Origin of the sequence: Paracoccus homiensis, from assembly GCF_900111675.1 — a bacterium.
GTDB lineage: Bacteria > Pseudomonadota > Alphaproteobacteria > Rhodobacterales > Rhodobacteraceae > Paracoccus > Paracoccus homiensis.
Genome location: NZ_FOHO01000020.1, coordinates 1 through 11,824, shown reverse-complemented (window position 1 = coordinate 11,824; position 11,824 = coordinate 1). Strand labels below are relative to the sequence as shown.

At 60.6% G+C, this 11,824-nt stretch carries 18 protein-coding genes and 3 tRNA genes; 13 read left to right on the top strand and 8 right to left on the bottom strand.

What is annotated here, in order from left to right; all coding sequences use genetic code 11:
- The first annotated feature begins 10 nt into the window (after positions 1 to 10).
- The 11 genes from BMX67_RS17330 to BMX67_RS17295 all read left to right on the top strand — a co-directional run bounded on the left by BMX67_RS17330 (position 11) and on the right by BMX67_RS17295 (position 4,102).
- Positions 11 to 400 carry a single-stranded DNA-binding protein gene (locus BMX67_RS17330; protein WP_175479960.1) on the top strand — a complete coding sequence of 130 codons (390 nt, stop codon included), beginning with the start codon at positions 11 to 13 and terminating at the stop codon, positions 398 to 400.
- Complete coding sequence (locus BMX67_RS17325) at positions 400 to 1,044, top strand: metallophosphoesterase (protein ID WP_090737644.1); 645 nt, start codon at positions 400 to 402, stop codon at positions 1,042 to 1,044. The genes BMX67_RS17330 and BMX67_RS17325 overlap by 1 nt, the downstream gene beginning before the upstream one ends.
- The gene (locus BMX67_RS19665; RefSeq protein WP_175479959.1) at positions 1,041 to 1,214 is read left to right on the top strand and encodes a hypothetical protein; all 174 of its coding nucleotides are present in this window, start codon (positions 1,041 to 1,043) and stop codon (positions 1,212 to 1,214) included. The genes BMX67_RS17325 and BMX67_RS19665 overlap by 4 nt, the downstream gene beginning before the upstream one ends.
- Complete coding sequence (locus BMX67_RS19380) at positions 1,211 to 1,579, top strand: hypothetical protein (RefSeq protein WP_139206560.1); 369 nt, start codon at positions 1,211 to 1,213, stop codon at positions 1,577 to 1,579. Before BMX67_RS19665 ends, BMX67_RS19380 begins: the two co-directional genes overlap by 4 nt.
- The gene (locus BMX67_RS17320) at positions 1,576 to 1,953 is read left to right on the top strand and encodes a recombination protein NinB (protein ID WP_090737643.1); all 378 of its coding nucleotides are present in this window, start codon (positions 1,576 to 1,578) and stop codon (positions 1,951 to 1,953) included. The genes BMX67_RS19380 and BMX67_RS17320 overlap by 4 nt, the downstream gene beginning before the upstream one ends.
- Complete coding sequence (locus tag BMX67_RS17315) at positions 1,950 to 2,282, top strand: Ref family recombination enhancement nuclease (RefSeq protein WP_090737641.1); 333 nt, start codon at positions 1,950 to 1,952, stop codon at positions 2,280 to 2,282. Before BMX67_RS17320 ends, BMX67_RS17315 begins: the two co-directional genes overlap by 4 nt.
- A 12-nt stretch (positions 2,283 to 2,294) precedes the next feature.
- The gene (locus tag BMX67_RS17310) at positions 2,295 to 2,525 is read left to right on the top strand and encodes a DUF2312 domain-containing protein (protein ID WP_090737639.1); all 231 of its coding nucleotides are present in this window, start codon (positions 2,295 to 2,297) and stop codon (positions 2,523 to 2,525) included.
- Between the two features lie 79 nt (positions 2,526 to 2,604).
- Positions 2,605 to 2,817, top strand: a complete 213-nt coding sequence (locus tag BMX67_RS17305) for a hypothetical protein (protein ID WP_090737637.1) — start codon at positions 2,605 to 2,607, stop codon at positions 2,815 to 2,817.
- Entirely contained in the window at positions 2,810 to 2,956 is a 147-nt protein-coding gene (locus BMX67_RS19660) for a hypothetical protein (RefSeq protein ID WP_175479958.1), read from the top strand. Before BMX67_RS17305 ends, BMX67_RS19660 begins: the two co-directional genes overlap by 8 nt.
- Positions 2,919 to 3,266 (top strand): helix-turn-helix domain-containing protein, encoded by a 348-nt coding sequence (locus BMX67_RS20065; RefSeq protein ID WP_090737635.1) that lies wholly within the window; start codon positions 2,919 to 2,921, stop codon positions 3,264 to 3,266. Before BMX67_RS19660 ends, BMX67_RS20065 begins: the two co-directional genes overlap by 38 nt.
- 17 nt (positions 3,267 to 3,283) lie before the next feature.
- Complete coding sequence (locus BMX67_RS17295) at positions 3,284 to 4,102, top strand: tyrosine-type recombinase/integrase (protein WP_425438988.1); 819 nt, start codon at positions 3,284 to 3,286, stop codon at positions 4,100 to 4,102.
- Between the two features lie 74 nt (positions 4,103 to 4,176).
- On the opposite strand, the gene BMX67_RS17290 is transcribed toward BMX67_RS17295, so the two are convergent.
- The 6 genes from BMX67_RS17290 to BMX67_RS17265 form a co-directional block, all read right to left on the bottom strand.
- Positions 4,177 to 4,252 (bottom strand) — tRNA-Val (locus BMX67_RS17290).
- Between the two features lie 30 nt (positions 4,253 to 4,282).
- Positions 4,283 to 4,837 (bottom strand): histidine phosphatase family protein, encoded by a 555-nt coding sequence (locus tag BMX67_RS17285; protein ID WP_090737764.1) that lies wholly within the window; start codon positions 4,835 to 4,837, stop codon positions 4,283 to 4,285.
- Between the two features lie 69 nt (positions 4,838 to 4,906).
- A tRNA-Val gene (locus BMX67_RS17280) sits at positions 4,907 to 4,981 on the bottom strand.
- 78 nt (positions 4,982 to 5,059) lie between these two features.
- Positions 5,060 to 5,380 (bottom strand): HU family DNA-binding protein, encoded by a 321-nt coding sequence (locus BMX67_RS17275; protein WP_090737632.1) that lies wholly within the window; start codon positions 5,378 to 5,380, stop codon positions 5,060 to 5,062.
- Positions 5,381 to 5,529: 149 nt separating this feature from the next.
- Positions 5,530 to 7,947: an endopeptidase La gene (lon, locus tag BMX67_RS17270; protein ID WP_090737630.1), complete on the bottom strand. Its 2,418-nt coding sequence runs from the start codon at positions 7,945 to 7,947 to the stop codon at positions 5,530 to 5,532.
- Between the two features lie 160 nt (positions 7,948 to 8,107).
- Complete coding sequence (locus BMX67_RS17265; RefSeq protein ID WP_245739508.1) at positions 8,108 to 9,463, bottom strand: ATP-binding protein; 1,356 nt, start codon at positions 9,461 to 9,463, stop codon at positions 8,108 to 8,110.
- A 34-nt stretch (positions 9,464 to 9,497) separates the two neighbouring features.
- Between BMX67_RS17265 and BMX67_RS17260 the strand changes: the two genes are divergently transcribed.
- Together BMX67_RS17260 and BMX67_RS17255 are read left to right on the top strand one after the other, a co-directional pair.
- Complete coding sequence (locus BMX67_RS17260; RefSeq protein WP_090737628.1) at positions 9,498 to 10,361, top strand: MBL fold metallo-hydrolase; 864 nt, start codon at positions 9,498 to 9,500, stop codon at positions 10,359 to 10,361.
- Positions 10,362 to 10,431: 70 nt separating this feature from the next.
- Positions 10,432 to 10,506 (top strand) — tRNA-Asn (locus BMX67_RS17255).
- A gap of 109 nt (positions 10,507 to 10,615) precedes the next feature.
- Here the strand turns inward: BMX67_RS17255 and BMX67_RS17250 are convergent.
- Together BMX67_RS17250 and BMX67_RS17245 are read right to left on the bottom strand one after the other, a co-directional pair.
- Entirely contained in the window at positions 10,616 to 11,512 is an 897-nt protein-coding gene (locus BMX67_RS17250) for a restriction endonuclease, SacI family (RefSeq protein ID WP_245739511.1), read from the bottom strand.
- Between the two features lie 33 nt (positions 11,513 to 11,545).
- Positions 11,546 to 11,824 (bottom strand): integrase core domain-containing protein (locus BMX67_RS17245; RefSeq protein WP_139206465.1); only part of this gene is annotated, 279 nt, incomplete at its 5' end.

Genomic DNA, 11,824 nt, shown 5'->3' with positions numbered 1-11,824 from the left:
AGAACAAGCTATGAAGTCCATCAGCATCGCAGGCAACATCGGCAAGGACTGCGTTCTTCGCAACACGCAGAACGGCGATGCCGTGGCCGGGTTCTCGGTCGCCGTCGAGGAACGCCAAGGGCAGGAAAAGCGCACGATCTGGTTCGACGTGTCGATCTGGGGCAAGCGCGGATCTGCGCTGGCGCAATACCTGACAAAAGGCACCCGCGTTGCCGTGTGTGGCGACCTGTCCACGCGGGAACACGAAGGGCGCACATATCTGACGGTTCGCGCGGATCAGGTGACGCTGCTGGGCGGCGGTCAGGCATCCGGCCAGCAGGGCGGTGCGCAAGCTGGCGGTGCGCCGGGGCGGTCGGACTATGATGATGAGATCCCGTTCAGCCCTGAGTGGAGGCTGTGATGCTTACCTGTGTCATTCCGGATCTGCATGGTCGCTTCGATCTGTTGCAAGATGCCCTGTCCGCTATCCGTGGGAAGGCCGACAAGGTGATATTCCTCGGGGACTACATCGACCGGGGGCCGCAGTCGGCGCAATGCGTAAAACGTATTCGCAACGGCATTGAGAATGGGCTTCCGTGGATCGCACTGAAAGGCAACCACGAAGATTTCATGGCATCGGCCATCATCGACCAAGATCAGATGATGGAGGGCAGTTGGTTAATGAACGGTGGCGGCGATACGATTCAGAGCTACGACGAAAAAGAATGCATGGATTCCGATGCGGCATGGATGAAACGGCTGCCTGCATTTCATCAGGATGCGCACCGAGTATACGTCCATGCCTTTGCTCCTGAGCATTATTCACTAGAGGAAGCGCCGGAACATACCTTGCTTTGGACGCGATACCCTAACCGGGCGGATGTTGGTTATCGCGGTAAGCATGTCGTTCATGGTCACACCCCGAAATCACACGGCCCAGAACTTTACACGATGCGGACCAACCTGGATTGCGGCGCTGTCTGGACCGGGCGTTTGTGCATTGGCGTATTCAGTGACGCGACAGCGGGCGGGCCTGTTGATCTTATACAGGTCAGTCGCCAATGACCTACACCCCGCGCCAGATAGCCGACGCGATCAACAACGCGCGGGCACAGACCGGCTGGCATGACTACGCGCTGGTCGTGGATACCGCAGCAATCATCCTGGCAGGCGCTCAGGCATCCGACGCGATGCTTGATGACGCCAAGGCGCAGATCGAGAGGGAAATGAAATGAGCGATTACAACGACGGTAAATGGCACGGATGGAATGGCGGCGAATGCCCCGTGCATGATAAATCCACTGTGCAGACTCGGCACCTTCACACACACGAAAGCCATCACAGCAGCGCATACAATACCTGGCGGTGTGAAAACGAGCAGAAAGCTGGCTGGTTTAATCCTTCGTGCTGGGATTGGTCGCAGCCCCACGAAGCTAACCCCATCGTCGCCTTCCGCGTCGTGAAGGAACACCGAGAGCCGCGTGAGTTCTGGGTTGTGGGCGATTGCGCTTATGGCAGCCGCGCAGAAGCTGCGAAATATAGCTCGTTGTTTCAAAAGGCAAGGCCGATTGTCCACGTTCGCGAGGTGATCGAGGAATGAGCCAGACGATCATCCTGCGCGGGCTGGAACAGCGGGCGATTGCCGCCAACCTGATCCGCATTGCCCCGCAGGACGCGGTTGTCACGATCAAGGAAGGCACGCGCACGCTGGACCAGAATTCCAAGTTTTGGGCCATGCTGTCCGACATTGCCCGCCACAAGCCCGAGGGCCGCGTCATGACGGCGGAGAATTGGAAAGCGGCGTTCATGAGCGCATTGGGCCACGAAATCCTGTGGCAACCCGGAATCGACAGCGGCCCGCCGTTCCCCGCTGGGTTCCGCTCGTCGCGGCTGAGCAAGGCGCAGATGGGCGATCTGATTACGTTCATTCAGGAATATGGCGACCGTCATGGCGTCAGATGGAGCGAGAAATGAGCAACCTGGCCGGATTGCCCCCGCTCGGGCAGAAGCAACAGAAGTCAAAGCCTCGCCCTGACTACCTTGCCGCCGTTCGCGAACTGCCATGCTGCATCTGCTACCACTTCGGCTTTCCGCAGATAGGCCCCAGCTACGCGCATCACACGATCTGCGGTCGTTACAGCCAGCGAAGGACGCCAGACACGCAGGCTATCCCGCTTTGCTACGGGCATCACCAAGGGGCAATGGGCATCCACACTTCGCCGAAATGGTGGGTGTCTGAGTTTGGCCCCGACACAGACTTCATTGCCGGGACGCAGGATCAACTTGCGCACCTGCTGCGATAATAGGAGCAACCAATGACCATCGCACAAGACGAACTGCGGCAATTCATCGAACAGATCGAAGCCGCCGAGGCCGAGAAGGCGGATATCGCTGAGGTGATCAAGGAACATTACGCCGAAGCCAAGGCACGCGGATACGACACCAAAGCAATGCGCCGGATCGTGGCGCTGCGGAAACGCGACCGCGACGAACTGGCCGAGGCAGAGGCCATTGAGCAGATGTATCGCGAAGCGCTGGGGGTGTGATGATGACCCCCGCCCAACTCGACGCCATCCTTGACGCCGCATTCGCTGCGGTGTGGCCCAAATATGCAGGAGAGAACGCATGACCACGATCTTCGACGGAACCCCGACCTATCCCGGCATCAGCGGCGACCGTGCCCGCGTGACTAGCGTCGAAGGCCGCGTGCTGGTCCGCGCTATCGACATGCAGGCCGAGGAAGCCGTGACCATCGCGCTAACGCCGATGCAGGCCGCAGAGCTGGCGGGTGCAATCATCGCCTGCGCGGCCAAAGCGAAAGAATACCCCAATGCGTAACCAGATCATCGCAGACTTGGCCCGCGCTCGGGCTGAATATCAACGCCGCACGCTGTTGGCGATCCTGACGCAATCGCCGCTGGACGCCGAGGCGCAGAAGCATGTGGAGGGTGACGCCCTCGCACAGAAGGGGGAATAGCATGGGACGGCCCTACACACCCGATATGCTTGCGGATCGCTGGGGGTGCAGCGCGGAAACTGTCCGGGCAATGATCCGAAACGGCGAGTTGCCCGCCTTTCGCGTCGGGCGCATGATGCGCGTCACTCAGCAGACCGTGGAGGATTACGAATGCGGATCGGCAAACTCAATGGAAAGTATGTCGTCACATGGACGGAAGATGACGGCAAGCGCCGCAGATACAGGCTCAAAGCAAAAACCCAGCAGAGCGCAGAGGCGGAAGGCCGAGACGTTTTTCGACGGGAAACCGCCCGCCCATCCGGTCATCTGATCGCGGATCTTTGGGGCATGTATCGCGAGGAAAAGGACGGCAGGCCCATCGCAGAAACGCTAGGCCACACAGGCAAGGCGCTGCTGCCGTTCTTCGGTGAAATGCGCCCGGACCAAGTGACGGTTAATGACTGCCGTAAATACTCACGCGACCGCATCGCGGCGGGGCGATCAGTCGGAACCGTCTGGACCGAGTTAGGCCACCTGCGCCTTGTCTGCCGGTGGGCTGAAAAGTCCAGCCTGATTGATCGGTCGCCGAATATCGAATTGCCGCAGAAGCCCGCGCCGAAAGACCGCTACCTGACAGACGCAGAGATTGCCAAGCTGATCGCGGCGGACGCGGAACCTCACATTCGGGTCGCCATTCTGCTCATGCTGACGACGGCAGGCAGGGTCGGGGCAATCCTGGAACTGACATGGGATCGCGTTGACTTCGACAGAAACCAGATCAACCTGCGAGTTGACGCCAGCGGGCCGCGCAAAGGCAGGGCAGTCGTTCCGATGAACAGCACCTTGCGGGCAAGCCTGTCTGTCGCCGCCGACGCCGCCTTGACGGACTATGTTGTGGAATGGGCAGGCGGGCCGGTGAAGTCGATAAGGAAAGGCTTTGCGTCAACTGTAGCCAACGCTGGCTTGAAGGACGTTACGCCGCACACGCTGCGCCACACCGCCGCTGTCCGCATGGCTGCGCGGGGCGTGCCGATGCACATGATCAGCCAATACCTGGGGCACTCGAATACGTCGATCACCGAACGCGTCTACGCTCGATTCGCGCCAGACCACATGTCAGCCGCCGCTGAGGCGCTGGAAATTGGACATCTCAGGGTCGTGAAATAGCGACGATTGACCACAGCGCACTTCTTATTTTGATGACACGCAGAAATAAAATCGCTATGCTGGCTGTAGTTAAATGGTGGGCGGTGAGGGATTCGAACCCCCGACATCTTCGGTGTAAACGAAGCGCTCTACCAGCTGAGCTAACCGCCCGATAGCGGCGCTTTTAGCCGGAAGTTCTGCCTAACGCCAGACCTCATGTCGGCAATTTCGAACGATATGAACGGCGCCTTGCTCGACCGTCAGTTCGGCCAGCCGATCCATTGGCCAAGCCATCGCGACAAGGCGCAGCATGCGCAGCGTCACGCCGTGGGTCACGACCATGGCGGGCCCGGACAGATCGCGCAGAAAGGCCGTCACGCGGTGCTGCAACTGCGCGAAACGCTCGCCATTGGGGGTGCGATCATACCAGAAGATGCCGGTATTCTTGAAAACCTGCGGGTGACTGGATTGCAGTTCCGGCAGGCTTAGGCCGGTGAAATCGCCGACGTCGATTTCGGCCAGACGGTCATCCTGTGCGAAATCGGTGGTGCCGAAGACCGTTTGCGCCGTCAGCACCGCCCGGGGCTGCGGACTGCTATAGCGATCCAGATGCAGATTTCCGATCAGGTCGTGCTGACGCTGTGCCTGCCGAATCCCGCGCGGTGTCAGCGGCGAATCCAGCCGTCCTTGCAGCCGCCCGGCGACATTCCATTCGGTTTCGCCGTGACGCATCAGATACAGATCGGGATATGCCATACCGCCCCGGCCAAAGTCGCCAATAAAGGCGGCCATTTGGCGGCATCTGGGTGCGGAAGCAAGGAAAAATGGTGGGTGATAACGGATTTGAACCGCTGACATCTTCGATGTGAACGAAGCGCTCTACCGCTGAGCTAATCACCCGTGGGAGGAGCGTTTAGCAGCATAGCAAAGGGCTCGCAAGCCCCAATAACAGCACGGTCGCGACGGATTTTCCGCGCCTCATTCATCCGCGGACCGGCCACCCGTCGGGCGACGGCGCAGGCGCAGTGTGATCACGTCACCGCCGCGCTGATCCTTTTCCAGATTGACGCGGGCACGCCCAAGTGGCGGCACCGCCAGCGTGCATCCCGCGGCCAGCGCCTCGCCCAGCTGTTCCAGCGTCGCATCGATGATCGGGCGGGCCTCGGCCCTTTTCGCGCCCGTCGCGGCGACGACGCGATCGACGAAATCCTTTTTCTGAACCACCTGCGCCGGCTGCGGGTTGGCATGGACGACCGCAGCCTGTTCCGAAGGTGACCTTCTGCCGGACTTGCTAACCATATCACACCTCCACAAAACAACTTTGTTCAGTATTAAGGTTGATGCGGTATTGACGCTGCGTCAACGATGAATCGCGCAAGTCGCCAAAATCAAACGGGCCAAGCCGAGTTTTTTCGGCTTGGCCCAAAATTTACTGCATAATCTGCAGCTTAGTGTGCAACTGCACCGCCGCCCGAGGCCCCGTCGCGACGGGCGGCGACACGGGCCGCCTCGGCGGCCTCTTCGGCCTCTTCGTCCCATTCGACGGCTTCGGGCATCCGGATCAGCGCATGTTTCAGCACTTCGCGGACATTGCTGACGGGAATGATCTGCAGCCCCTGTTTCACATTCTCGGGGATGTCGGCCAGATCCTTTTCGTTATCAGCCGGGATCAGAACGGTCTTGATCCCGCCGCGCAAGGCCGCCAGCAGCTTTTCCTTCAACCCACCGATGGCCAGAACATTGCCGCGCAACGTCACCTCGCCAGTCATGGCGACATCCTTGCGAACCGGAATGCCGGTCATCACCGAAACGACCGACGTGACCATGCCGATCCCAGCCGAGGGCCCATCCTTGGGCGTGGCACCTTCCGGAACGTGGACGTGGATGTCCCGCTTGTCGAATTCCGGCGGCTTGACTCCGATCTCGGGCGAGATCGAACGGACAAAGCTGGACGCCGCGTCGATGGATTCCTTCATCACATCGCCCAGCTTGCCGGTGGTCTTCATCCGGCCCTTGCCCGGCAGTTTCAGCGCCTCGATCTGCAGAAGATCGCCCCCGACCGAGGTCCAGGCCAGGCCCGTCACGACACCGACCTGATCCTCTTTCTCGGCCAGGCCATAGCGGTGGCGGCGCACACCCAGATATTCCTCGGCCTTTTCGGGCGTCACCTCGACCGATTTGACCTTGCCCTTCAGGATCTCGGTCACGGCCTTGCGGGCCAGCTTGGCGATTTCGCGTTCCAGCGACCGCACCCCGGCTTCGCGGGTGTAATAGCGGATCACATGGGTAAGCGCCTCGTCGGTCACGCTGAATTCGCCCTTGCGCAGGCCGTTGGCCTTGATCTGTTTATCCAGCAGGTGACCCTTGGCGATCTCGCGCTTTTCATCCTCGGTATAGCCCGACAGCGGGATGATCTCCATCCGGTCCAGCAGCGGGCCGGGCATGTTATAGCTGTTGGCCGTGGTCACGAACATGACGTTCGACAGATCGTATTCCACTTCAAGATAGTGGTCCACGAAGGTCGAGTTCTGTTCGGGATCCAGCACCTCCAGCATCGCGCTGGCAGGGTCGCCGCGGAAATCCTGGCCCATCTTGTCGATTTCATCCAGCAGGATCAGCGGGTTCGTCGTCTTGGCCTTCTTCAGGGCCTGGATGATCTTGCCCGGCATCGAGCCGATATAGGTGCGGCGGTGGCCGCGGATTTCCGATTCGTCGCGCACGCCGCCCAGGCTGATGCGGATGAATTCACGCCCCGTCGCCTTGGCGATCGACCGTCCCAACGAGGTCTTGCCCACGCCCGGAGGGCCGACCAGCGACAGGATCGGGCCTTTCAGCTTTTGACTGCGCGACTGCACGGCCAGGTATTCGACGATGCGTTCCTTGACCTTTTCAAGGCCATAGTGATCGGCATCCAGAACCTGTTCGGCCTTGCCGAGATCCTTCTTGGTGCGCGATTTCACGCCCCAGGGCAGCGACAGCAGCCAGTCAAGATAGTTCCGGCTGACCGTGGCCTCGGCCGACATCGGGGACATGGATTTCAGCTTTTTCAGCTCGGCATCGGCCTTTTCGCGGGCCTCCTTGCTGAATTTCGTTTCGGCGATCTTTTCTTCCAGTTCGGCGATCTCGTTCTGACCGTCCTCGCCATCGCCCAGTTCCTTCTGAATGGCCTTCATCTGCTCATTCAGGTAATACTCGCGCTGCGTCTTCTCCATCTGGGTCTTGACGCGCGACTTGATCTTCTTTTCGACCTGCAGAACCGACATTTCGCCCTGCATCAGGCCATAGATCTTTTCCAGCCGGACCGAGATGTCGAGCGTGCCAAGAAGGTCCTGCTTCTTGTCCAGCTCGATCCCCATATGGCCTGCGACCAGATCTGCCAGCTTGCCGGGCTCTTTGGCATCGGCGACGGCGGTCACGACCTCTTCGGGAATGTTCTTGCGAACCTTCACATAGCGTTCGAATTCCTCGGCAACCGTGCGGACCAGCGCGGTCACCGTGGCCTCGTCGCCATCGACCTCATCCAGCACGACGGCGCCGGCCTCGAAATGGTCTTCGTTGGGGACGAATTCGGTGATCTCGACGCGTTCCTGGCCTTCGACCAGAACCTTCACGGTGCCGTCGGGCAGCTTCAGCAGTTGCAGCACATTGGCCAGCACACCGGCGCGGTAGATCCCATCCTCGTCGGGTTCGTCGATCGAGGCGTCCTTCTGCGCGGCCAGCAGAATCGGGCGGTCCGATTCCATCACCGCCTCCAGCGCGCGAACCGATTTCTCGCGGCCCACGAACAGAGGCACGATCATGTGCGGAAAGACCACGATGTCCCGCAGCGGCAACACCGGATAGGTCTGAGAAGCGAAATCGTTCATACTTGCGTTCCTTTCCTGCCCGAGATCACGGCCCCCAAAGACGGCAACTCGTGATCCCTGCGTCGGATCAATCTAGGGGGCCGCGCAACCGCGTTCAATATGACCCCGACAATACCACATATTTTGCCGCCCCGCGCGGCGGGCCACCGGATCTGCGCGATCAGCGCGGAATCACGATTTCGGCCCGCAGCCCGCCCAGACGCGATCCGCGCCCCAGCCGCAATTGCCCGCCATGTCCCCGTGCGACATCCGCAGCGATCGCCAGGCCCAGCCCGGCGCCCTGTCCACTGTTGCGGTTCCGGGCCGCATCCAGCCGGGTAAAGGGCCGCATCGCCGCATCCAGGCTTTCTTCGGGGATGCCCGGCCCGTCATCCTCGATCCCGATCCGCAGACTGCGCGGGCCGATGGTCGCGTCGATCTCCGCGCGCGAACCGTAGCGCACGGCATTGCCCAGCAGATTGTCGACCGCACGGCGCAGCATTTCGGGCCGGAACATGGCCTGCCCCTGCGCATCGCCACTGACCTGCAACAGCGACACCTGCTGGCCCGCGCGCTGTGCGTCGGCAACGATGCCTTCAAGAAACTCGGCCACGAAAACCGATTGCGCCGCGCTTTCCTGCGCATCCTCGCGCGCGTAGTCAAGAAAGCCGTCCACCATGCGGTTCATCTCGGCGATATCAGCCTCCATCGCGGCGATATCCTCGGCGTCGGGGGGCATGTCGGGACCGATCATCGACATGCCCAGCCGCAGCCGCGTCAACGGCGTGCGCAGATCGTGGCTGATGCCCGACATCATCACCTTGCGCTGTTCGTTCTGACGTTCCAGCCGGTTGCGCATGTCCAGAAAGGCCGCGCCCGCGCTGCGCACCTCGACCGCGCCGCCGATGCGATAGGGCACGATTCGGCCCTTGCCATATTCCTCGGCCGCGCGCGCCAGCCGACGGATCGGACGCAGCTGATTGCGCAGAAAGATCACCGCAATCGCCCCCATCAGCAGCGAGGTGACCACCATCAGCACCAGCAATTGATGCGGGTTCGAGGCACTGACCCGCCGCCGGTCGAAAGACAGGGAATAGGGCTCGAACGGGCCCTCCATGGTCACGACGACCCGCTTGTCGTCGGTGGCAAGGTCGATGGCGCGGATATTGGGCATCCGTTCGCGCAGCTCCTCGATCACGACGCGCCCCGAAAAATCATAGAACAGCCGAGTGTCGCCATGATGCACCGGCGCCGGCATCTGCAGATCCAGATCCAGCGGCTGCGCGATGGTCTTGCCCGCCAGCAACGCGCGGGCCGAATTTTCGGTGCGGTCCATGCGGTTGATCACGAAGCTCAACTCGCGCGCCATGCTGCCGGTCATCTGCCGCGTCACGCCCTCGAAATGGCGCTGAAGGAAGACGACCGTGACGACCACGGTCACCACCACGATCGGCAGGATCATGATCAGCGCGGCCCGGCCGTAAAGCCCGCGCGGAAACAATCGCTTCAGCCAGCCCATCTCGGTCGTATTCGCCATGGTCAACCCGCCTGTCCCGTCCTAGGCTTGCCGGATGACCACGACCGTGACCCAGCCGCGACGCATCCTGGCCGCCAATCCCTCGCCCCTGACCGGGCCGGGAACCAATACATTCCTGATCGGGGACCAGCAGATAGCGGTCATCGACCCCGGCCCCGACGATCCCGACCATATCGCCGCGATCATCCGCGCAGGGCAAGGGCGGATCAGCCATATCTTCGTGACCCATTCGCATCTGGACCACAGCGCGGGCACCGCCCGGCTGGCCCGCGAAACCGGCGCGCCCGTCCATGCCTTCGGGCCGGCGCTGTCGGGCCGATCACCGGTGATGCAGCAATTGGCCGCCTCGGGGCTGATCGGCGGCGGCGAAGGCATGGACATGTCCTTCGCACCCGATGTCCGACTTGCCCATGACAGCATCGTCCAGACAGACGAATGGTGCCTTCGTGCGATCCACACGCCCGGCCATTGCGGCAACCACCTGTCGTTTCTGTGGAATGACACTTTGTTCTGCGGCGATATCGTCATGGGCTGGTCCAGTACGCTGATCTCGCCCCCTGACGGAGATCTAGCCGATTACTTTCGCTCACTTGATCTGATTCTTGGTCTGTCACCCGCGCGTCTGCTGCCGGCCCATGGCGATCCGATCGAGGATCCCGCCACGCGGCTGGATGAGCTTGCCCGACATCGCCGAGACCGCACAGCACAGATCCTGTCCACCCTGCGCAGCGGACCCGCAACCGCCGCCGAGCTTGCGGCCCGAATCTACGACGTTCCACCGCATCTTCGGCCCGCAGCCCGCAGAAATGTCCTGGCTCATCTGGTCGCACTGACCAGTCTCGGTGCTGTCAAAGCCCAGCCCGAACTGGCCGAAACCGCGCGCTTCCATCTGCCGTAAAAAACTGTGAAAAAACTGTCGCAACCCCTCTGGACAGCCCCCGCCACTATAGCTATACCCCGCCTCGTGTTCCGGCGTAGCTCAGCGGTAGAGCAGTTGACTGTTAATCAATTGGTCGTAGGTTCGATCCCTACCGCCGGAGCCAAAGATTTCAAGGACTTAGCGTTCATCCGCTAAGTCCTTTTTCTTTCTGAGCACAGAATAAGTACAGAAAACACTGCCCGGATTGAATTTGGGCACTGTGCCCAAGGAAATCACATCCTTTCAATCACTTCCTTGCAGTGCTGAATGGTCACTTCCTTTGCCCGCATGAGAGCTAGGTGTTTATTGAGCAGGTCCACGACTTCGACCGGTGTGACACTCGGGGCAAGCGACACGTTGCCCTCGGCAAACGCCCTCGCAGGAACAAACGTCAGATCAAAGCCTTTGCCCTCATACTCTTGAACCAACGCAGCCAGATTTTCGCCTGTCTTTGCATTCGGGCCATAGATGAAAATCAGGCTTGTGTGCCCTGCCTCGGCTACCTTGCCCGCAGCGTGGTCCACATCGGCACGGGTGAAGGGTTTGTCTTTTGCTTCCGCACAGTGGCGAGGCGTCTTCCCGTCCGCTTCGAACACATCGATGTCGGCCACCTCCTTGGACGATGCTCCACTCTGGTTTGCCGGATGGGAAGAGATGACAAGCCCGTTCCCGGTTCCTTTCGCCATCAGTTCAAAGAGCAACGCCACGCTAAGCGCGAGGGTTTCGCCTTCACAGGACTGAGCCAGAAGCATTTCGATCAGTTTGAGAAGACGAGACTTGCTGACAAACTGACCGAAACGTGCTGCATCGAAGGTAACGACCCTGCTTTCCATCGGAAGAATGTGGTGGAGCACTGCAACCAACGCTTGGTCTCCGTTGCCCAGGTCGTTCACTTGCTCAAAGACTGAAATCAGCCTTGCGAGTGTCTCCCGATCCTTCCCGCGTCGAACGGCGTTATCCATGTTTAGGTGCGTGTAGCGGGCAGGTTTGTTCAAGAAGGGTTCGTTTGAGCCTCCAAGCCCCTTTTCCAGGGTCGTTTGCTCGAACGGGACCACCACGCCATGACACAGCGAACGGGCATCAAAAGCACCTTCAAGAGGGGCACCAGCCTGTAGTACAAGGGGGGTAATCCCCCCGTTTTTGCGGGGGCTTGGTCGTAAAATTTATGCGGCCATCTTCAGTTTCTGTGCAGGTGTCATCCCGCCGTTGCCCATGTTCGGGCGTTCATGGTTGTAGGACCAGAGCCACTCGGTGGCAATCTTCTGGACCTCTTCGATGCTTTCGAAAATGTATAAGTCCAGCCATTCGTGCCGGACCGTCCGGTTGTAGCGCTCGACATAGGCGTTCTGCTGAGGCTTTCCGGGCTGGATGTATGCCAAGGCAATGCCCCGGTTGTCGGCCCATTCCATGAGGGTGCCACTGACGTATTCCGGGCCGTTGTC